Genomic DNA, 18,201 nt, shown 5'->3' on the forward strand with positions numbered 1-18,201 from the left:
GAATCGAGTTTCGGGGCACTCCCTCGGTAGACTGTCAGCATGATTTTTGTAATTGCACTGGTCCTGTTCCTGGGTGGAATCTACCTGTTTGGTCTGGCCTTCCACCTGGAAGAGCTGCACGCGGTTGTGTTCTTCGCCGGAATCCTGGCGATTTCGCTGAGCCTCGCTATCCCCTTCCACATGCTGCGGAGGCGCTAGCGGGAGAACGGTGACCGTTCTCAAGGAGGGGCGTTCCGAGGCAATTGCCGGGGACGCCACGGCGCTTTCACGCGTGTTCTCGGTGGTGGGCATCCTCGGTTTGATGACCGGGATCCTGCTGATCGGCGTTGCCGCCTACCGGCTCGACGCCGCCGGCGCGGGGATCGGCCTGGGCGTCATCGCCCTCGCCATCATCGTGCACGCGATCGGTGTGCTCCTGCGACTGCGCCGGGGTTTTGCCTGGCGGTAGTCGCGCACCGCGCACCAACACTGAATGACGATTCCCCTACGGGCGAATCGTCATTTTTGTCTTTCCATTGGATTTTCAGGCCCAATCGAGCAGAATGAAAACGTAGGTTATTCACTAGCTCGAGGAGGAATTATGGGATTCATCGAAGACGCCAAGGAAACCATCGAAGCCGGAGCCGAAAAGGTTTCGCGCGCCGCACACGACCTGGTGGACCAGGCCAAGGACAAGGTTGACGAGGTCAAGGCAGACGCCGAGGTCAAGAAGGCCGAAGCCGAAGCCGAATCGGTCCGCGCCCGTAACGAGGCCAAGGACAAGCTGCGCGACTAATCGCCAACTTAAACGGAGAGGCGGGGACACCACGGTGTCCCCGCCTCTCCGCGTTAACGAGGGTCAGCGGACTCTCGCGGCACGCACCGCTGTGATTCCCCGGCGGGGCATCGGGTGTATGAACGGAGGCTAGCGGCGGGCGGTGCGGCGTCCGCGACGCGACATCAGCAGTAGTGCCAGTGCGCGCCAGCCGATCAGGAAGACCGCGAGGACTCCGGCGGTCACCAGCACAAACGAGATCGGGGCTTCCCCTCCGGCGAGAACGCGCAGCGGGAGGCCCAGCACCACGGTCGCGAGCCAGATCAGCGGACCGGTCCAGCGCAGGGCCACCGGGTTGCGCCAGGCGAGGGTGACGATCCAGCCGATCGCCGCGCCCACCAGGAAGGGCCAGGCGGTGCCGAGGATCCCCAGCAGGTCGTTGCCCTCGGCGTGACTGCGCCGACCCAGCATCACGAAGACGATGATCAGCAGGGCGTCCAGCGCCGCGGCGGAGACGATCGATCGGGTGGGGGAGGATCCAAAACGCATGCTCCCAGTCTAGGGGCGGGCGTTCGGGCGCGCGGGCGGTTAGCTGCGGCGCAGCGCGAAGAACATCACCACAAAACCGGCCAGGCCCACGATCATCGCGCCGATCATCACACCCAGCTCGGTGCCGGTTGCCGGGCAGGCGGCGGCGATGATGTCGTCCCCGCAGGTGCGCCAGGGCTGGAGGAGCCCCAGCACCAGTCCCACCACGCCGAGGGCCATGAGGCCCATGCCGATGAGGCCGAGGGGGTTTGCACGTCGTCTGGAGGCAGCCATGCCTCCATCGTACGGGGTGACCACGCCACCGAGCTGTCCGCCATGTCCGTCAGGCGGCGGGAGAATCCCCGTAATCTCGCATTGATAACCACTTTGATCTGGACATTTGTTTGGTGGCACGCGAAGGTGGCGCCTATCGTGGCGCAGGCCCGCCAACGCCGGTGGGTCCACTCGAGAGGAGTCCTCCATGACCTCATCGCTCGCAGAGCCCACACCGGATCGACCCCGGGTACGCGGACCCCTCCTCCGACTCCTGTTCTCCATCCTGGGTGCCAACCTCGGGGTGTTCTTTCTCTGGGGAGCGATCCCGGGCATCCTGCTGCCGCTCCAGATTCAGGCTTTCGGGGAGGGCCAAAAGGCACAAAATCTGGCGCTGGTGCTGGCGGTCGGCGCCGTTGTTGCGCTGATCGCGCAGCCGCTGGCGGGCATGGTCTCGGACCGCACCCGGAGCCGGTTTGGGCGACGAGGTCCGTGGATGATCATCGGCGCGCTGGTGGGCGGGATGGGACTGATCGGCATCGCCAGCGCCTCCACGCTGGTCCAGATCGTTATCTCCTGGTGCGTGGTCCAGCTGGCCTATAACTTCTCCCAGGGACCGCTCAGCGCGGTCATGCCCGACCGCGTCCCGGGGCCCGTGCGCGGCTTGTTCTCGGCGTTCACCGGACTCGGGGTGATGGCGGGAATGGCCGGCGGACAGGTGATCGCCAGCGGATTTGCCGACAGCGTTCCCGCCGGATACCTGTTCTTTGCCGGGGTCGCCCTGGTGGTGCTGGTGGCATTTGTCCTGCTCAACCCCGATCGAGACAACCGTGGCGAGCCGCGCGAACCCTTCGACGCCAAAACCTTCTTCCACACCTTCTGGGTCAACCCGGTCAAACACCCCGATTTCTTCTGGGGATTTAGCGGACGCATGCTCCTCAATGTGGGGACCAATCTGGTGGTCGGATATCAGCTGTACATCCTGCAGGACTATGTCGGGCTCGGTGGGGAGGCCATCCGTCTGGTGCCCGTGCTGGCGGTGATCAGCCTGGTTGCGACCACGCTCGCGGTGCTGATCTCCGGCCCGCTGTCGGATCGCCTGGGACGTCGCCGTGTCTTCGTGGTGATCGCGGGGATCGGGATGGCGGTGGGATTCTCGGTGCCCTGGATCGCCCCCTCGGTCACCGGGGTGCTGATCTATGCGGCCCTCGGAGGATTCTTCAGTGGGGTGTTTCAGGCCGTGGACACCGCGCTCATGAGCGAGGTGCTGCCCAGGGCCACGAGCTTCGCCAAGGACCTCGGGGTGCTGAACATCGCGGCCACCCTGCCGCAGACCTTCGGACCCGCGCTGGCCGGCATTATCGTGGTGTTTTTCGGGGGCTACGTGATGCTCTTCCCCATCGCGATCGTGCTGGTGGTGCTGGGCGCGATAGCGGTGATCCCGATCCGGTCGGTGAGATAGGGGCGCGGGTCAGGGCGGGGGTGATGAGGAGCTCCGGATGGAAGCCGGTGAGCGACGCGGTCGCAAGGCCGGGCGGCGCTGCGGCCGGACGCTTCTTAGCCGAGGTTCGTGATCGGGGTGACCTCGGGGCTGCGGATGTGCTCGTACACCACCGAGGTGCGCACGTCGGCGACCTCGGGTTTCTCGGTTAGCTTATCGATCACAAACGCGTAGAGATGGTTGTTATCGGGCACGGCCACGTGCAGCAGGAAATCCTCGGTGCCGCTGGTGACAAAGACCCCGATGACCTCGGGCAGGGTGGCCGCCCACTCGCGAAAGTCCTCGATGTTGGCCCGGGTGGGCGGGCGAACACGCACGGCGATCATCGCCTGGACCGGGCGTCCGATCTGGGTGAGATCGAGGTCGAGCCGGGCACCCCGAATGATTCCACGCTCGCGCAGCGCGCGGGTACGATCCAGCGCGGTGGTGGGGGCGACGCCCACGGCGGCCGCGATGTCACGATTTGTGCGTCGTGCATCACGCTGCAATTCCCGCAGGATCGCCGTATCTAATTCGTCCAAACGGGCCATATCCACATCTTATCCGCAGAAAATACGAGTTATCCACAGAACTATGCACATGTTTATAAACTGTGCGAGCTTCACCGAATTAAATACGGGTAATTATCTAGAAACTCGAACCGTGAACGCATTCATTGGTTTTCACTCGGATGCGATTCACCCGGGCGAGCCTGCGTGGGTTGAAATTGTACATACTAGTAGTTACAGTTAACGCATGACGACCCGCGAGAAGCTCACGACCGCCATGGCCGACCTGCTCTGGGAGCGCGGCTACGCGGCCACGAGCCCGCGAGACGTTCTGGATCGTGCGGGCGTGGGTCAGGGCAGCATGTACCATCACTTCAGTGGCAAGCATGAGCTCGCCGTGGAAACGCTGCGCGAGACCGTCACTCAGGTCACCGAGCGGTCGGTTCTGCTCACCGGCGAGGGCACCCCGATGGAGCGTATCCGCGCCTATCTGACGCTGCCGCGTCCGGGTGTGCGCGGGTGTCGCATCGGGCGGATGACCCAGGACCCGCAGGTGGTCGAAGACGCCGAGATGATCGGCCTGGTGGCCGGAGGTTTCGACCTCATTATCGAGCGCTGGGCCACGGCATTGACCGAGGCAACGCGGGCCGGGGAGCTACCCGCCAGCGTGGATCCGGTCGAGCTGGCCCACACCCTGGTGGCCGTCATCCAGGGCGGCTACGTGCTGGCCCGCGCGCACGGCGATCAGGCACCAATGGATGCCGCGATCCGTGGAGCCCTGGCGCTGCTGGATGCCGCCGGTGCCCCGCGCCCCGAGATTTAACCGCACAACAGAAGGAGTACCCATGTCCACTCGGATTGGAATCAACGGCTTTGGCCGGATCGGCCGTAGCTACCTGCGCGCCGCCCTGGCGAGCGGAGCCGACGTTGAGGTGGTCGCGATCAACGACATCACCAGCGCTCAAACCCTCGCAAACCTGCTGGAGTGGGACTCGATCTCCGGACACCTGGACGGCGTTTCGGTGGACGGTGACTTCATCGTGGTGGGCGAGCGCCGCATCCGCGTGTTCTCCGAGCGTGAGCCCGACCAGATCCCCTGGGGCTCGGTCGGTGTGGACGTGGTGGTGGAATCCACCGGCTTCTTCACCAGCGAGGAGAGCGCTCGGCGCCACCTGGTTGGTGGTGCCCGGAAGGTCATCATTTCGGCACCGGCCTCGGGTGATCTGCCCTCGGTGGTCCTCGGGGTGAATGATGAGGTGATCAACGACTCGGTGGAGGTCATCTCCAACGGTTCCTGCACCACCAACTCGCTGGCCCCGCTGGCAAAGGTCCTCAACGATGCGTTTGGCATCGAGCACGGTCTGATGACCACCGTGCACGCCTACACGAGCGATCAGCGCCTGCAGGATGCCCCACACAGCGACCTGCGTCGAGCTCGCGCCGCCGCCCTCTCCACCATCCCGACCTCCTCGGGGGCGGCCAAGACGATCGGCAAGATTATCCCCGAACTCGACGGCAAACTCACCGGTCTGGCCCTGCGCGTTCCGGTGCCGGTGGGATCGATCACCGACCTCACGGTGAAGCTCACCCGCCCCGCCACCGTGGAAGAGGTCAACGCGGCGTTTGCGGCCGCCGCAGCCTCGGGCTCGCTGGCCCACGTGCTGGAGTATTCCGAAGCACCGATCGTCTCCGCCGACATCGTGGGCAATCCGCACTCGACGATCTTCGACGCCCCGCTCACCCAGGTGGTGGGTGACCAGGTGAAGGTCTTCGGCTGGTACGACAACGAGTGGGGATTCACCAACCGTCTGGTGGAGCTCTCCGAGCGTCTCGGGGCCTAGCATCTCCCGGCGGCCGGGCACCCGCGGGTGCCCGGCCGCCGCCGCGTCGTTCGGGTCTGCTACGCTCGGGCCAGTCCAACCCGAGGGAGCAGCGCATGTTTGATCCGTGGAACCTCGCCGATGAGCCGAGACGTCCGGACGCGGTCTTCGCGATCACCGGGGCCACCTCGGGAATCGGCTATTTTATTGCCGAGCAACTCGCCCAGACCGGCGCCGAGATTGTGCTGTTGGGGCGCAGCGAGGATCGGATCGATCGGGCCCGGCGCGAGATCGAGAGCCGCGTCCCCGGGGCGCACACCTCGCGTATCCGGGTGGACCTGTCGGACCTGGAATCTGCCACCGCCGCGGGACAGGCCCTGGCCGAGCTGCCGCGTCTGGACGCGCTGGTTGCCAACGCCGGACTCATCTCCGCGGGCCGCCGCCGACGGGTGACCGCGCAGGGTCATGAACTCGTGGTGAGCACCAACCATCTGGGGCATTTTGCGCTGGTGGCGTCCGCTCACCCGGTGCTGGAAAATACCGCGGGCAGCCGGGTCATCTCGATGGGCAGCATGCTGGTGGGGCGGCTGAAACTGGACCCGGGCAACCTGATGAGCGAGCGTTCCTATCGGCCCCTACAGGCCTATGCGAACTCCAAACACGCGACCGAACTCTTCGGGTTTGACTATCATCGGCGACTGCGTCGAGCGGGGTTGGACATCACCTCGGTCGTCGCCCATCCCGGCGGAGCGATGGACCAGATGACCCCGTCTCGGGAGGGGATCGCCGGTGCCAATCGCGCCACCCGCGCCCTGTTCGCCCCGGTACACGCGGTCATCCAGGGCAAGGACGGCGGGGCGCTCCCCGCCAGCCGGGCGGTGCTGGATGCGGGGGTTCGGGGCGGCGACTATGTGGGCCCGATTCACACCTCGCGGGGCCGGCCGGTGCGGCTGCGTCCGCATCCGATGAGCATCGATCCGGAGCGGGCGGCCTGGCTGTGGCGGCTCAGCGAGGAGCTGACCGGAATCAGCTGGCTCTCCGACTAACGATGCGGGCCGGGCGGACGCCTGGGTGTTGCGCCAGGAACCGGAGTAGGATCCAGGCAGCAGCGCCTCTTCCCCCTCACCAAAGGACCCTCGATGCCCCAGTGGACCGCCCAGAACCTGCCCGATCTCTCCGGCAAGACGGTCATCGTGACCGGTGCCAGTAGCGGTATCGGCGAGGTGACGGCCCGGGAGCTCGCCCGGGTGGGTGCCCGCGTGATCCTCGCGGTCCGCAACCTGGAAAAGGGGCGGGCGATGGCCGCGACCATTGACGGCGACACCGAGGTGCGGGAGCTCGACCTCGGCAGCCTGGACTCGGTGCGTGCCTTTGCCGCCGAATTTGAGGGCTCGGTGGACATCCTGATCAACAACGCCGGGATCATGCAGGTGCCCGAGCAGCGCTCGGCGGATGGTTTTGAGCTCCAGCTGGCGACCAATTTTCTGGGGCCGTTCCTGCTCACCAATCTGCTGCTGCCGCGGATTACCGAGCGGGTGGTGACGCTGTCCTCGGTCATGCACCGGATGTCGCGGATGGACGGCAGCGACCTCGGCTGGCAGCGCCGAAAGTACAGCGATATGGGCGCGTACAGCGATTCGAAACTCGCCGATGTGTACCTGGCTAAGGAGTTGCAGCGCCGCCTCGAGGCCGCCGGGAGCCCGGTGCGTTCGGTCCTCGCGCACCCCGGTGTTGCGCTGACTAACCTGGCGGTGGGCACCAGCTCGAGCTTCATCTATCGCTTCCCGAGGCTCGTGAACGACGCCGCCCACGGCGCACTCCCCACGCTGTATGCGGCCACTCAGGACGTTCCGGGCGGTGCCTTTGTGGGACCCAACGGAGCGTTCGGGATGAAGGGGTACCCGAAGGTTGGCGACTCCAACCGCCGCGGCCGCGATCCGGAACTGGCACGCACCATCTGGGCCTCCGCCGAGCGGATGACGGGACTGGCCTAGGGCCGTGGTGCCAAACGGATAGCGGCGCCCGGAACGGGGTCGTGCCTACTCGGGGACTGGCGGGGCTAAAATCTCGTGAGCCTCGCTCCGGGCCGCCGCGATTTCGGGGTCGCCGAGGCCCAGGATGCGCAGGCACGAGGTGGCGATCATCTCGTCATCCAGGGCGGTGCCGAGATTCGGATCACGGCGCAGCTGGATCACGGTTTCGGCGAGCTGAATGAGGAGCAGCCCGATGCGTTCCTCTCCGAGGGCCGCGGCCACTCCCGGCGTCGCCGCGGCGAGGCCCAGCTCGCCGTAGATCCCGCGCAGGCGAACCCGCTGAGCACGGAAGTGCTCGTAGCGCGGATCCTGGATCTCGGGGAGCAGATACAGCGTGCCGATGTTGTGGGGTGCGGCGCGCAGGGTGCGGGTATCCACCGTGGCCAGGGCGAACAGCATGCCGGCCGGGCTTGTGCCGCCGACGCTCCGCGCCCGCATGTCCTCGATAAAGTCGATGCTCGGGCGCACCGATCCGCTGAGCAGCTCGGCCAGAATCTCGTCCTTGCCGGCGAAGTGATAGTAGAGCGACTGCTGGCGGATGCCCACCCGCTCGGCGATCGCCCGGGTCGATGCCCCCGAGAATCCCGACTCGACAAACAGCGCGGCCGCCGCATCGAGAATCTGTTCCCGGGCCGACAGCGTGGATGTGGTGCCCTCCGCCCGGGCGCGCGGGCGTCCGGCCCTGCCGGCGGCGGTCGAAGATGAAGCCATAATCTCCATAATGTCATGCCACCGGCAGGGTGTGACTATGCCGCCGATCCCCGGGTGAGCCAGGCGATCCAGCCCCCGAAGCCGGTGATCTCGGGCGCCCCCTGCGTCGCGAGGGATTCGCAGAGAAAACCGGGCACCTCGCGGCCATCGGAGAGGCGTACCCGACCGATACTCATCGGGGCGGGCAGCGCGGCGACAAACGTCGCGAATCCGGCCGCCGGCAACCGCCAGAGCTCCCCGGCAATTGCCGCGCCACCCTCGGCTACCCGCACCAAACCGGGCTTGGGCGGCGTGGTCGGCAGGGCAAACAGGGTGTAGTCGGGGGCGGTCGAGACCGGCTCGACCAGGGAGCCTCCGGCGGCGATCAGCTGATGGTTGAGCGGCTGTCCGCTGAGGTGTGCCCCCACCACAACCAGCTCCACCGTGGGGGCGGCGAAGCGCTCGGCTAGCTCGCGCAGCGCGAGATCGTGGAAGGCCGGTGCCGTGAGCATCACGCCGAACGGGCGCCCGTCCACGGCCCCGGCGGGAATCGCCAGCGCGGACATGTCCAGGAGGTTGGCAAAGTTGGTGAAGCGGCCCATCCTGCTGTTGCCCCCGATCGGGTCCTCGGACAGCTCGGCGAGGGTCGGGTGCCAGGTCGTGGTCGGGGTGAGGAGCGCGTCGGTTCCGGCAAGCAGGGCGCGCGCCCGAACGCCCAGGTTGTCCAGGCGTTCGCGATCCCGGAACAGCTCCACTGCGGTCTTCTCTGCACCGCCGAGCAAAATCGTGGCGACCGAGGGATCCAGGTCGGTGCCGATCAGATCTCGGTTCTGCTCGATGTGTTCCCCCACCGCCGCGAAGCGTTCGGCCACAAACGCGCCCTCATAGAGCAGGGCCGCGGCCTCCAGCAGCGGGGCGATGTTGACCTCCACAATCTCCACCCCGGTCGAGGCGAGCCGCGCGACGGCGTCGGCGAAGGCCTCCCGCCAGCCCGCGGCCATGCCCTCCAGATGTTCGGCGGTGGGGATCGCGACCCGCGGGGTGGCGCTCGGCCGGGAACCCGCGGCGGACGCGGCGACCTCGGCCGCGGAGCGTGCCAGCGGATCGAGCCCGTCATCTCCCGCGAGTAGCCGGGCGGTGGTGGATCCGAAGCCCAGGTCGCGGGCAAACACGGTGACGCAGTCCAGCGTGCGGCACGCGGGCACCACCCCGGTGGCCGGGATCAGGCCGCGGGTCGGCTTGATCCCGATAATCCCGTTGAGCGCGGCGGGCACCCGGCCCGATCCGGCGGTGTCGGTCCCGAGGGCCAGATCCACGATGCCCAGGGCCACGGCGACCGCGGATCCCGAGCTGGATCCGCCCGAAATCCGGGTGGGATCCCAGGCGTTGCGGACGGCGCCGTACGGGCTGCGCGTCCCGACCAGGCCAGTGGCGAACTGGTCGAGGTTGGTTTTGCCGATCACGATGGCTCCGGCCGCGCGCAGTCGCGCCACGGCTGTGGCGTCGGCCACCGGATCGTAGGCGTAGCTGGCCGAACCAGCGGTGGTGGGCAGCCCGGCGACGTCGATATTGTCCTTGACCGCGGCCACCAGACCCGCGAGCGGCAGACGCTCCCCGGTACCGAGCCGCTCCTCGATCGCGGCGGCCTCGGCCAGGACCTCGGCCTCGGCGCGCAGCGAGATCCACACCTCGGGACGATCAACCTCGGCGATGCGTGCGTAGGCCCGGCGAACACGCTGGGTGGGGGTGAGTGTCGACATCAGCGTTCTCCCATCAGGGCGAGGAGCACCTGGCCGGGGGTGGCCTGCTCACTCGGGGCGGTATAAATCTCGACGACGGTGCCGTCGATCGGGGCCAGGACGGCGGATTCCATCTTCATCGCCTCGAGCGCGATCAGCTTGTCCCCGGCGCGTACCCGCTGTCCGGGACGCACGTTGAGCTGCCACACGGTCGAGGTGAACGGCGCGCTTACCGCGGTCGCCCCGGCGGGGATAACCACCGCATCGGCGGGCGGCGCGGGCTTGGGTTCGGGACGCACATCAAACTCGCCCGAGGCGTGCCAGCGCTCCTTCTCCTCGGCAAAGGCGCGCGCCTGCACCGCGCGGAACTCGGCGATCGAGGGCGCGTTATCGGCGAGGAAGCGCTCGTGATCGGCGATCGCGAAGGTGCCCTCCTCGGTCTCGAAGTGACCGCGCCCGGCGGCGGTTTCGGCGCGCAGCTCGGTCAGCTCCTCGGGGCTCACCGGGTACCATTCGATCCGGTCGAAGAAGCGCAGCGCCCACGGGTTTTCGGCGAACAGGCCGCCGCGCTGATAGCGGCTCCAGATCGGCACCGTGCGTCCCACCAGCTGGTAGCCTCCGGGACCCTCCAGCCCGTAGATGCACATGTAGGCGCCGCCGATCCCCACCGAGTTTTCGGCGGTCCAGGTGCGGGCGGGGTTGTACTTGGTGGTGACCAGTCGGTGCCGGGGGTCCAGCGGGGTCGCGACCGGTGCGCCGAGGTACACATCCCCGAGTCCGAGCACCAGGTAGGTGGCGTCGAACACGGTTTTATAGACGTCCTCCGCCGAGCCCAGGCCGTTGATCCGGCGGATGAACTCGATGTTGGACGGGGTCCACGGGGCGTCGTTCCGCACGCCGTTCATGTAGCGCTCGATGGCCAGGTTGACCGTGGGGTCGTCCCAGGAGAGGGGTAACCGCACCGTCCGCGAGGGCACCACGAGCTTGCCGGTTTCGGGAATCTCGGATTCGATTTCGCGCAGCAGCCCGGCCAGTCCGCTCGCGGTGAGGGTGCTCGAATCGGTCTGGATTTGGAGCGAGCGGATCCCCGGGGTCAGCTCGCGCACCCCCGCCGGTCGGTTCTCGTTGAGGGTGGTCATCAGCGCGTGCACCCGCATCCGCAGGCCGAGATCCAGGGTCAGATCGCCGTACTCGACCAGCAGGTTGTCGTCCCCGTCCCGACGGTAGGTGACCGAGGGGCGTTCGGCGGTGGCCTCCATTCGGCCGATCACCCCGTCATCCCCGTCGCCGCCCGTGCTCAGCACCGTGAGCGAGGCGCGGGCCTCCAGCAGCCCGGCGGCCTCCGATTCCCGGATCGGCACAAAACGGATGGTGTCGCCCGGGCGCAGCTGGCCGAGCTTCCACAGGTCGCCGCTGCCCACCACTGCCGGGCACACAAATCCGCCGAGGCTGGGGCCGTCGGGGCCCAGGATGATCGGGGTGTCCCCGGTGAAGTCGATCGCGCCGACCGCATAGGGGTTGTCGTGAATGTTGGAGGGGTGCAGACCGGCCTCGCCGCCGTCGGGGCGGGCCCAGGTGGGGCGCGGACCCTCCAACCGCACACCGGTGCGGGCCGAGTTGAAGTGCACCACGTAGTCGGTCGCATAGAACACGTCCATGTCCTCCCGGGTGAAGAACTCGGGGGCACCGTGCGGACCCTCGGTCACGCCGATCTGCCAGGTGTGGCTGATCGCCGGGCGTCGGTGGGCGGGGGTCGGTCCGCCGATCAGGCCGAGCCGGGTGCCCGCGGGTAGCGCCGGGTGGGCGGCGTCGGAGTCGGGGGAGCCCGGGCGCAGCACATCGCCCGGACGCAGCGCCCGACCGGCGTGCCCGCCAAACCCGCCGAGGGTGAACGTCGAGGCGCTGCCGAGGTAGAGCGGCACGTCGAATCCACCCCGAACCGCGAGGTAGGCCCGCTGGCCGGGACCGTTCAGTGCCCCGACCGCGAGCACCGAGCCCTCCGCGACCTCGAAGGGCTCCCACATCGGCACGGGTTCGCCATCGAGGGTCGCGGTTGCCGGGGCTCCGGTGAGCGCGAGGATCATCGTGGTGCTAAAGCGCAGGGTGGGCCCGGTGGCGGTGATTTCCAGTGCCGGTGCCCCGGCGGGGTTGCCCACCGCGAGGTTGGCCTCGGTGAGGGACACCGAATCCATCGGGCCGCTCGGGGGAACGCCGATCTGCCAGTACCCGGTGCGGCCGGGAAGGTCCTGGATCGTGGACATCGCCCCGGCCTCCACCACGTCGATACGTGGATCGGGATCGGTGGTGATATCCAGCGTGGACGTGGAGTGGGTGGCGGCCCGCAGGGAATCCGCGTCGGTGAGCGCGCGCAGCAGCCCCAGATTGGTCACGACCCCGTCGACGCGGCTGGCCTCCAACCCCTCGCGCAGCAGGTCGAGCGCCGCCTCGCGAGTGGGGCCGGCCGCGATTACCTTGGCGAGCATCGGGTCGTAGTAGGGGGACACCTCCAGCCCGGTCTCGATCCAGCCGTCGACCCGCACCCCGGCCAGCGGATCGGTCCCGAAGCCGGGGAAGACCGCCTGGGTCACCAGGCCCGAACTGGGCAGGCCGTTCTGCGCGGTGTCCTCGGCATAGACGCGGGCCTCCACCGCGAATCCGCGCGGCTCAAACGCGCGCTCGAAGATCTCGGGGGCACACGTGTCCGCGCCGTCCCGGGCGAGGGTCAGCATCATCGCCACCAGGTCCACCCCGAACACCTCCTCGGTGACCGGGTGCTCAACCTGCAGCCGGGTATTCACCTCGAGGAAGGCGATCTCCTCGCGAATCGGATCGTAGATGAACTCGACGGTCCCGGCGGAGCGGTAGGACACCGACTCGGCCAGGGCCCGCGCCGACTCGTGGAGCAGGGTACGCACGTGGTCCGGCAGCGCGGGGGCCGGGGCCTCCTCGATGACCTTCTGGTTGCGGCGCTGCAGGGAGCAGTCGCGGTCGCCGATCACGGCCACCCGCCCCTCCCCGTCGCCAAAGAGCTGCACCTCGACGTGGCGGGCGGGACGGACCAGACGCTCCAGGAACACCCCGGCCGACCCGAAGTTCTTCTCTCCCAGCCGGGCCACGCTGGCGAAGGCCTCGCGCACCTCCTCGGGGGTGGCGCACGCCTGCATCCCGATGCCGCCACCGCCGCCGGTGGCCTTCACCATGACCGGCAGGCCCACCCGCTCGGCCCACTCGACCGCCTCCTCCGCCGAGGCGAGCAGGCCGCTGCCGGGCAGCATCGGCACCCCGGCGCGCCGGGCCAGCTCGCGGGCCGTGTGCTTTTCCCCGAACGCGGCGATGTGGTCGGCGCTCGGTCCGATGAACCGAATGCCCGCCTCCTCCAGGCGACGGGCAAACTCCAGGTTTTCGGAGAGGAATCCGTAGCCGGGATGCACGGCCCCGACCCCGAGCTCTCGGCACGCGTCGAGGATCTTCTCGATGTTGAGGTAGGAGTCCTTGGCCGGTGCCGGGCCCAGATAGACGGCCTCATCGGCCTCGCGGACGTGGGGTGCCGCCCGGTCGGCGTCGGAGTAGACCGCGACCGTGCGCAGGCCCAGCGCCCGGGCCGAGCGGATGATCCGGCGGGCGATCTCGCCGCGGTTGGCAATCAGGACGGTGTCAAAGGCGGCGCTCATGCGGGGTCCGTTTCGGTCTGGGTGTCGGTGATGATCATGCGCAGGGGGGTGCAGTTGAAGTCGTTACAGGGGTTGTTCATCTGGGGGCAGTTGGAGACGATCACCAGCACGTCGATCTCGGCGTAGAGCGCCACCCGCTTGCCCGGGGCGGAGATCCCGTCCACGATTCCCAGCGCACCGTCGGCCTCGACCGGGACGTTCATGAACCAGTTGATGTTGGACACCAGATCGCGCACCCCGAGCCCGTACCGGGCCCCCTCGGTGAGGAAGTTTTCCCGGCACGCGTGCTGATACTCGGTGTGGAAGCCGTAGCGCAGCGTGTTGGACTCCTTGGAGCAGGCCCCGCCGATGGTGTCCTGACGGTCGATCTCGTTGTCCACCACCCGCATCAACACCCCGCCCTCGTTGGAGTACAGCGACGACCCGGTGCGCAGGTAGGCGTTTCCGGCGGCGGCGAGGGTGTCGGGGACCGAGTAGCGTTCGGCGGTGTTCTCGGCGTTGTAGACCAGGAAGTCCGCCGACTGGTTGCCACCGACATCCACGATGGTGAGGGTCTGTCCGGCCCGAACGATGCCCGACCAGGGGCCGAGCGGGGCGACCGTGTCATCCAGCACGGTGGGGCCCTCTGCGAGGGGACCCGAGGGATCGAGGACCGTGTCGGGGGCAAAGACCGCACCGACCGGAACGGTGGAGGTCGGAGGTGTGGTGCCCGGAAGCGCGGCGTCCGGAATCGTGAGGGGAGTCGGTGTCATGGTCAGAGTCCTCGTGCCTGTGCGTAGTCGATCGTGTTGAGGTAGGCCCGGGTGAGTTCGGGCGTGCGGGTGAACCGCTCATCGTCGGGGCCGGTGGGGTCCCCGCGCCACGCGTGGATACGCAGCGGCCCGACCGCGTAGTCGGGGGACGGGTCCAGCGGATGCGGCACATTGGCCACCAGGATCAGCAGCGGCATCTCGGCGATCAGGTCCACCTGGGTCCCCGGTCCGGCGCTCCCGACGAACCTCAGCGCCCCATCCCCGTCGATTCGCACCCCCTGGAACAGCGAGACCGAGGGCGGCAGATCCCGGGCATCGAGGCCGTGCTTGGCGGCGGCCAACAGAAAGCGCGAGCGGCCCGAGGGCGTGGGACCCTCGGCGGCCGAGTCACCGTATTTCCGGAGGGTGGCCGCGTCGGTGGTGGTGCCGCAGAAGGCGTCGTGGTGGCCCGAGGTGTCGGCGGCGATGGTCGCGAGCACGCGGCCGTCCCCGGAGAGCAGCGGATGGTCGGTCCCCAGATACGCCTGCCAGGGGATCTTCACGGTGTCGGCTGTGTTGAGGCGCTCGCCGGGGGCGGCGGCGTTGAAGAGCAGCAGGTGGGCGCAGGCGGAACCGGTGGGATCCTCGAACCGAATCCGAGTCCCGCGGGCCAGCACCCGGTGCGTGTATCCGCCGGGGGCCACGGTCTCGGCCCAGGTCAGGGCCGCGGGATCCACGTCGGTCGGGATAAACGGGGAGGAGGCCGCCGGGCGATACGGCATAAAGGGGGACGTGAGCGCGGCTCGGGACCGGGCATCGGAACGGGCGTTATGCACGTGATCGGTCAGGTGCTGGGTGGCGATGGAGGTCATGAATCCGTCACTTTCTGAGGTGGGCGGCTAGGCCTGAGTGGGTGCCGAGGCGGCCGGTGAGGTGGTCGGCGCCGAAGCCGTCGGAGCGGGCGGGGTTTTCGTGGCCGCCAGGGTCAGTTCGCCGAGGTTGATTTCGGCGGTGGTGGGCAGGTGACCGAGCCGGATGGCCCCATCACGCGCATGATTGCGCCGGTGGACCAGCACCCCCACCAGCAGCGTCGCCCCGATAAACAGCAGCGCGCTCCACTGCAACCACCAGGTCTCCCCGGTGAGGTCGTAGATTTCCGGGCGCGGCCAGGCGAGGTTGATCACCATCGCAATCTGGTAGAGCACCGCCAGCACGTTGAGGGGGAGTCCCCAGCGTCCCAGCGCAAACAGCGGCTTGCCGTCCTCATTGATCCCACCCGAGTGCCAGTCCCGTGGGGCCCGCAGGCGGGCGAAGAGGAGGGGGACGGTCACGCCGAGGTAGGCGAGATAGAGCATCGCGATGCAGAGGCTGGATAGCGCGGTGAAGATCGCGTTGTGTCCGAAGTTCACCGCGAGGGCCAGGGCCGCACCCACCCCGATCACGATGCTGGTGGCGATCGGGGTCCCGGTGCGCGGGGAGACCCGGGCCAGCGTGCGCCAGAAGGGGAGCGCCCGTTCGCGGGCCATCGAGTAGATCATCCGTGAACCGGAGGTTTGCACGGCGAGGGTGCACGCGAAGACCGCGACCGCGACGGCGACCAGGAGTAGGCGGCCAAACACCGGTCCGAGTCGTTCGGTCACCACATAGGCGATTCCTCCGGCGGCGAGCTTCCCGTCCGACAGGCTGGGGGCGGCCACCAGGGTCGCGATGATCAGCAGCGCACCGCCGAGTCCCGAGACCACCACCGCGTTGATGATGGTTTTGGCGATGGTCTTGCGGGGCGCGTGGGTTTCCTCGGCGAGCTCCCCGGCGGAGTCAAAGCCCACCAGGACGTAGGCGGCCATCAGCGAGGAGGCCAGAAACGCCCAGATATAGGGGGAATCCGAGGGCGCGGCCCCCTCGGTGGTGAAAACCACGGCGGGGCTGCGGGCGGGCAGCAGGAACAGGGCGGCCACCACCAGAATCAGCCCAATGATCTCCACGATCACGCCGACGCTGGTGGCGAAGGCCATGATGCGCACACTCAGAATGTTGACGACGGTCGTGATGACCAGCAGGATCACCCCCAACAGGACCGCATTCTGGGCCCCGGTATCCGAGGTGAGCGAGGGGTCGGCGCCGGGGCCGCCGATGATTTGGAAGCCGTCCCAGATCGAGGGGAGCACCGCCTGCACGGCGATTGCGGCCACGGCCACGGTCAGGGTCTGCGCGATGATCATGACCCAGCCGGTAAACCAGCCAAACGTGGTGCCCGCGAGCCGGCTGGACCACTGGAAGATCGCCCCGGAGATGGGCCAGCGGGCGGCAAGCTGGGCGAAGTTCAGCGCGACCAGGAGCTGCCCGGCAAACACCAGTGGCCAGGTCCAGAAGAACGCTGCCCCGCCGAATCCGAAGCCCAGTCCGAAGAGCTGAAACACGGTGGTCAGGATCGAAACAAACGAGAATCCCGCGGCAAACGAGGAGAAGTGGCCCACGCCGCGGCGCAGCTCCTGGGGGTAGGGGGCGGGGGAATCGGTGATGCTCATGGGTATGGCCTTCCCAAAACAAGGACCTAATACCTGTCATGTGACAGGTACAGTTCTCATCCTGGGCAGCGCGTATTGCCCGCCGATTTCTCAATTGTTAAATCGATGTTCCAGCTGACAGGAAATATGACACTTCCGGGGAACGAGAAAACCCCGCACACTCGGGGGAGTGGCGGGGCATTCCGGCATTCGGTGTGACCTAGCGGGGAAGCTCCCCGGACACCACGCGACCGCGTGAGACGACGGTCACGATGCGGGCGGTGTCGAGGTCGGAGATGTCCTCCCAGGGGCGTCCGCGCACAATGACAAAGTCGGCCGCGGCCCCCGGGATGATCCGTCCCAGAGCATCGGCACGCCCGATCGCGGCGGCCGCACGCGAGGTGGCCGATTGCAGGGCACGTTCGGCGCTCCACCCGAATACCTCGGCCATCTTGCGCACCTCGGCCAGCTGATCGCCAAAGCCCACGTGGAACCCGTTGGCGTCGGTGCCCAGGACGAAGTTCACCTCGGCCTCGGCTGCCACCGCAAACTGTGCATCGCGCGAGTGAACCAGGGTGGCTGCAGCCTCGGCCTGGTCTTCGGAGACCGGGACTCGACGCGTGGCGATCGCGTCGTTGATCAGGAGGGTCGGGGCGATCGGCGTCCCGGCGGCGGCAATGGCGTGGGCGAGATCCTCGGTCATATCCGTGGCGTGCTCGATCGAGTCGGCACCCGCCTCGATCGCGATCCGGATGCCCTCGCGGGTGTGGGCATGAGCGGCCACCAGCATGCCCAGGGCGTGGGCCTCGTCGATAATGGCGTCGATCTCGGCCCGGGTGTGGTTGCGCCAGGAGGGCTTATCGCCGTCCGAGAGAAGACCGCCACTGGTGGCGATCTTGATTCCGGTGGCGCCCGCTCGAGCCCAGGTCCGCACGAGGCTGCGGCATGCATCTGGCCCATCGGCGGTCGGGCGGCGCAGGCTCGGGTCCACCCCGGGCGGCACAAACATGTCCCCGTGGCCTCCGGTCATGCTGACCATGCCGTGGGCAAAGATGCGTGGGCCCGCGATCAGACCCTTATTGATCCCCCGGCCGAGCGAGAACTGCACGTCATCGGCCGACAGATCGCGCAGCGTGGTGACACCCACCGCGAGGGCCTGCTGGGCATGGGCGAGCCCGTGCAGCACCTGCTCCTCGGGTCGGGTGACCAGGGGCCAGGTGAGGAAGTCGGACGGGGTCGAGGAAGCGTTGCCGATCAGGTGAACGTGGGTGTCGATGAGCCCGGGGATCAGCGTGAGACCGCCCCGGGCCGGGGTGTCGGTGGGGGTTACCCGCGAGATGACGGCGTCCGCCGAGGTGAATTCCCAGTGGAGATCGGTGGACCCGAGATGGCTGATGCCATCCCAGACGTCGATGCCCTCAAGGACGGTGGGGAGAGATGTGGAGTTGAGCACAGTAATCCTTGGATCG

The 18,201-nt window shown here is 67.9% G+C and carries 18 protein-coding genes; 8 read left to right on the plus strand and 10 right to left on the minus strand.

What is annotated here, in order from left to right; translation table 11 throughout:
• Positions 1 to 39: 39 nt before the first annotated feature.
• The 3 genes from C7C57_RS02875 (at position 40) to C7C57_RS02885 (ending at position 775) form a co-directional block, all read left to right on the plus strand.
• Entirely contained in the window at positions 40 to 198 is a 159-nt protein-coding gene (locus C7C57_RS02875) for a hypothetical protein (RefSeq protein ID WP_183091816.1), read from the plus strand.
• A 10-nt stretch (positions 199 to 208) separates the two neighbouring features.
• Positions 209 to 448 (plus strand): hypothetical protein, encoded by a 240-nt coding sequence (locus C7C57_RS02880; RefSeq protein ID WP_121687409.1) that lies wholly within the window; start codon positions 209 to 211, stop codon positions 446 to 448.
• A 132-nt stretch (positions 449 to 580) separates the two neighbouring features.
• Complete coding sequence (locus C7C57_RS02885) at positions 581 to 775, plus strand: hypothetical protein (RefSeq protein WP_030148146.1); 195 nt, start codon at positions 581 to 583, stop codon at positions 773 to 775.
• Positions 776 to 904: 129 nt separating this feature from the next.
• On the opposite strand, the gene C7C57_RS02890 is transcribed toward C7C57_RS02885, so the two are convergent.
• Positions 905 to 1,303, minus strand: a complete 399-nt coding sequence (locus tag C7C57_RS02890) for a DUF3054 domain-containing protein (protein WP_030148147.1) — start codon at positions 1,301 to 1,303, stop codon at positions 905 to 907.
• 39 nt (positions 1,304 to 1,342) lie between these two features.
• Positions 1,343 to 1,576 (minus strand): hypothetical protein, encoded by a 234-nt coding sequence (locus tag C7C57_RS02895; RefSeq protein WP_121687406.1) that lies wholly within the window; start codon positions 1,574 to 1,576, stop codon positions 1,343 to 1,345.
• A gap of 187 nt (positions 1,577 to 1,763) precedes the next feature.
• Here C7C57_RS02895 and C7C57_RS02900 point away from each other — a divergent pair, with 187 nt between their 5' ends.
• Complete coding sequence (locus C7C57_RS02900) at positions 1,764 to 3,017, plus strand: MFS transporter (RefSeq protein ID WP_187977513.1); 1,254 nt, start codon at positions 1,764 to 1,766, stop codon at positions 3,015 to 3,017.
• 95 nt (positions 3,018 to 3,112) lie between these two features.
• On the opposite strand, the gene C7C57_RS02905 is transcribed toward C7C57_RS02900, so the two are convergent.
• Positions 3,113 to 3,586, minus strand: a complete 474-nt coding sequence (locus C7C57_RS02905) for an Lrp/AsnC family transcriptional regulator (protein WP_187977514.1) — start codon at positions 3,584 to 3,586, stop codon at positions 3,113 to 3,115.
• A 205-nt stretch (positions 3,587 to 3,791) separates the two neighbouring features.
• On the opposite strand from C7C57_RS02905, the gene C7C57_RS02910 reads away from it, so the two are divergent.
• The 4 genes from C7C57_RS02910 (at position 3,792) to C7C57_RS02925 (ending at position 7,358) form a co-directional block, all read left to right on the plus strand.
• Complete coding sequence (locus tag C7C57_RS02910) at positions 3,792 to 4,367, plus strand: TetR/AcrR family transcriptional regulator (protein ID WP_187977515.1); 576 nt, start codon at positions 3,792 to 3,794, stop codon at positions 4,365 to 4,367.
• 22 nt (positions 4,368 to 4,389) lie between these two features.
• The gene (gene gap, locus C7C57_RS02915; protein ID WP_187977516.1) at positions 4,390 to 5,385 is read left to right on the plus strand and encodes a type I glyceraldehyde-3-phosphate dehydrogenase; all 996 of its coding nucleotides are present in this window, start codon (positions 4,390 to 4,392) and stop codon (positions 5,383 to 5,385) included.
• A gap of 95 nt (positions 5,386 to 5,480) precedes the next feature.
• A complete protein-coding gene (locus C7C57_RS02920; RefSeq protein WP_187977517.1) occupies positions 5,481 to 6,410 on the plus strand; it encodes an SDR family NAD(P)-dependent oxidoreductase in 930 nt (309 codons plus the stop codon).
• A gap of 93 nt (positions 6,411 to 6,503) precedes the next feature.
• Positions 6,504 to 7,358 (plus strand): oxidoreductase, encoded by an 855-nt coding sequence (locus C7C57_RS02925; RefSeq protein ID WP_187977518.1) that lies wholly within the window; start codon positions 6,504 to 6,506, stop codon positions 7,356 to 7,358.
• A gap of 45 nt (positions 7,359 to 7,403) precedes the next feature.
• On the opposite strand, the gene C7C57_RS02930 is transcribed toward C7C57_RS02925, so the two are convergent.
• The 7 genes from C7C57_RS02930 to C7C57_RS02960 form a co-directional block, all read right to left on the minus strand.
• Positions 7,404 to 8,108, minus strand: coding sequence for a TetR/AcrR family transcriptional regulator (locus C7C57_RS02930; RefSeq protein ID WP_187977519.1), 705 nt, complete (start codon positions 8,106 to 8,108; stop codon positions 7,404 to 7,406).
• Between the two features lie 35 nt (positions 8,109 to 8,143).
• On the minus strand, positions 8,144 to 9,847 hold the full coding sequence (gene atzF / locus C7C57_RS02935; RefSeq protein WP_187977520.1) for an allophanate hydrolase: 1,704 nt from the start codon (positions 9,845 to 9,847) through the stop codon (positions 8,144 to 8,146).
• Positions 9,847 to 13,497 (minus strand): urea carboxylase, encoded by a 3,651-nt coding sequence (uca, locus tag C7C57_RS02940; protein WP_187977521.1) that lies wholly within the window; start codon positions 13,495 to 13,497, stop codon positions 9,847 to 9,849. Before uca ends, atzF begins: the two co-directional genes overlap by 1 nt.
• Positions 13,494 to 14,249 (minus strand): urea amidolyase associated protein UAAP2, encoded by a 756-nt coding sequence (locus tag C7C57_RS02945; protein WP_187977522.1) that lies wholly within the window; start codon positions 14,247 to 14,249, stop codon positions 13,494 to 13,496. Before C7C57_RS02945 ends, uca begins: the two co-directional genes overlap by 4 nt.
• 2 nt (positions 14,250 to 14,251) lie before the next feature.
• Positions 14,252 to 15,100, minus strand: coding sequence for an urea amidolyase associated protein UAAP1 (locus tag C7C57_RS02950; protein WP_187977523.1), 849 nt, complete (start codon positions 15,098 to 15,100; stop codon positions 14,252 to 14,254).
• 27 nt (positions 15,101 to 15,127) lie between these two features.
• On the minus strand, positions 15,128 to 16,753 hold the full coding sequence (locus C7C57_RS02955; RefSeq protein WP_187977524.1) for an APC family permease: 1,626 nt from the start codon (positions 16,751 to 16,753) through the stop codon (positions 15,128 to 15,130).
• A 199-nt stretch (positions 16,754 to 16,952) separates the two neighbouring features.
• Positions 16,953 to 18,185, minus strand: coding sequence for an amidohydrolase family protein (locus tag C7C57_RS02960; protein ID WP_187977525.1), 1,233 nt, complete (start codon positions 18,183 to 18,185; stop codon positions 16,953 to 16,955).
• Positions 18,186 to 18,201: the final 16 nt, after the last annotated feature.

Origin of the sequence: Mycetocola sp. JXN-3 (assembly GCF_014522285.1) — a bacterium.
Taxonomy (GTDB): Bacteria; Actinomycetota; Actinomycetes; order Actinomycetales; family Microbacteriaceae; genus Mycetocola; species Mycetocola saprophilus.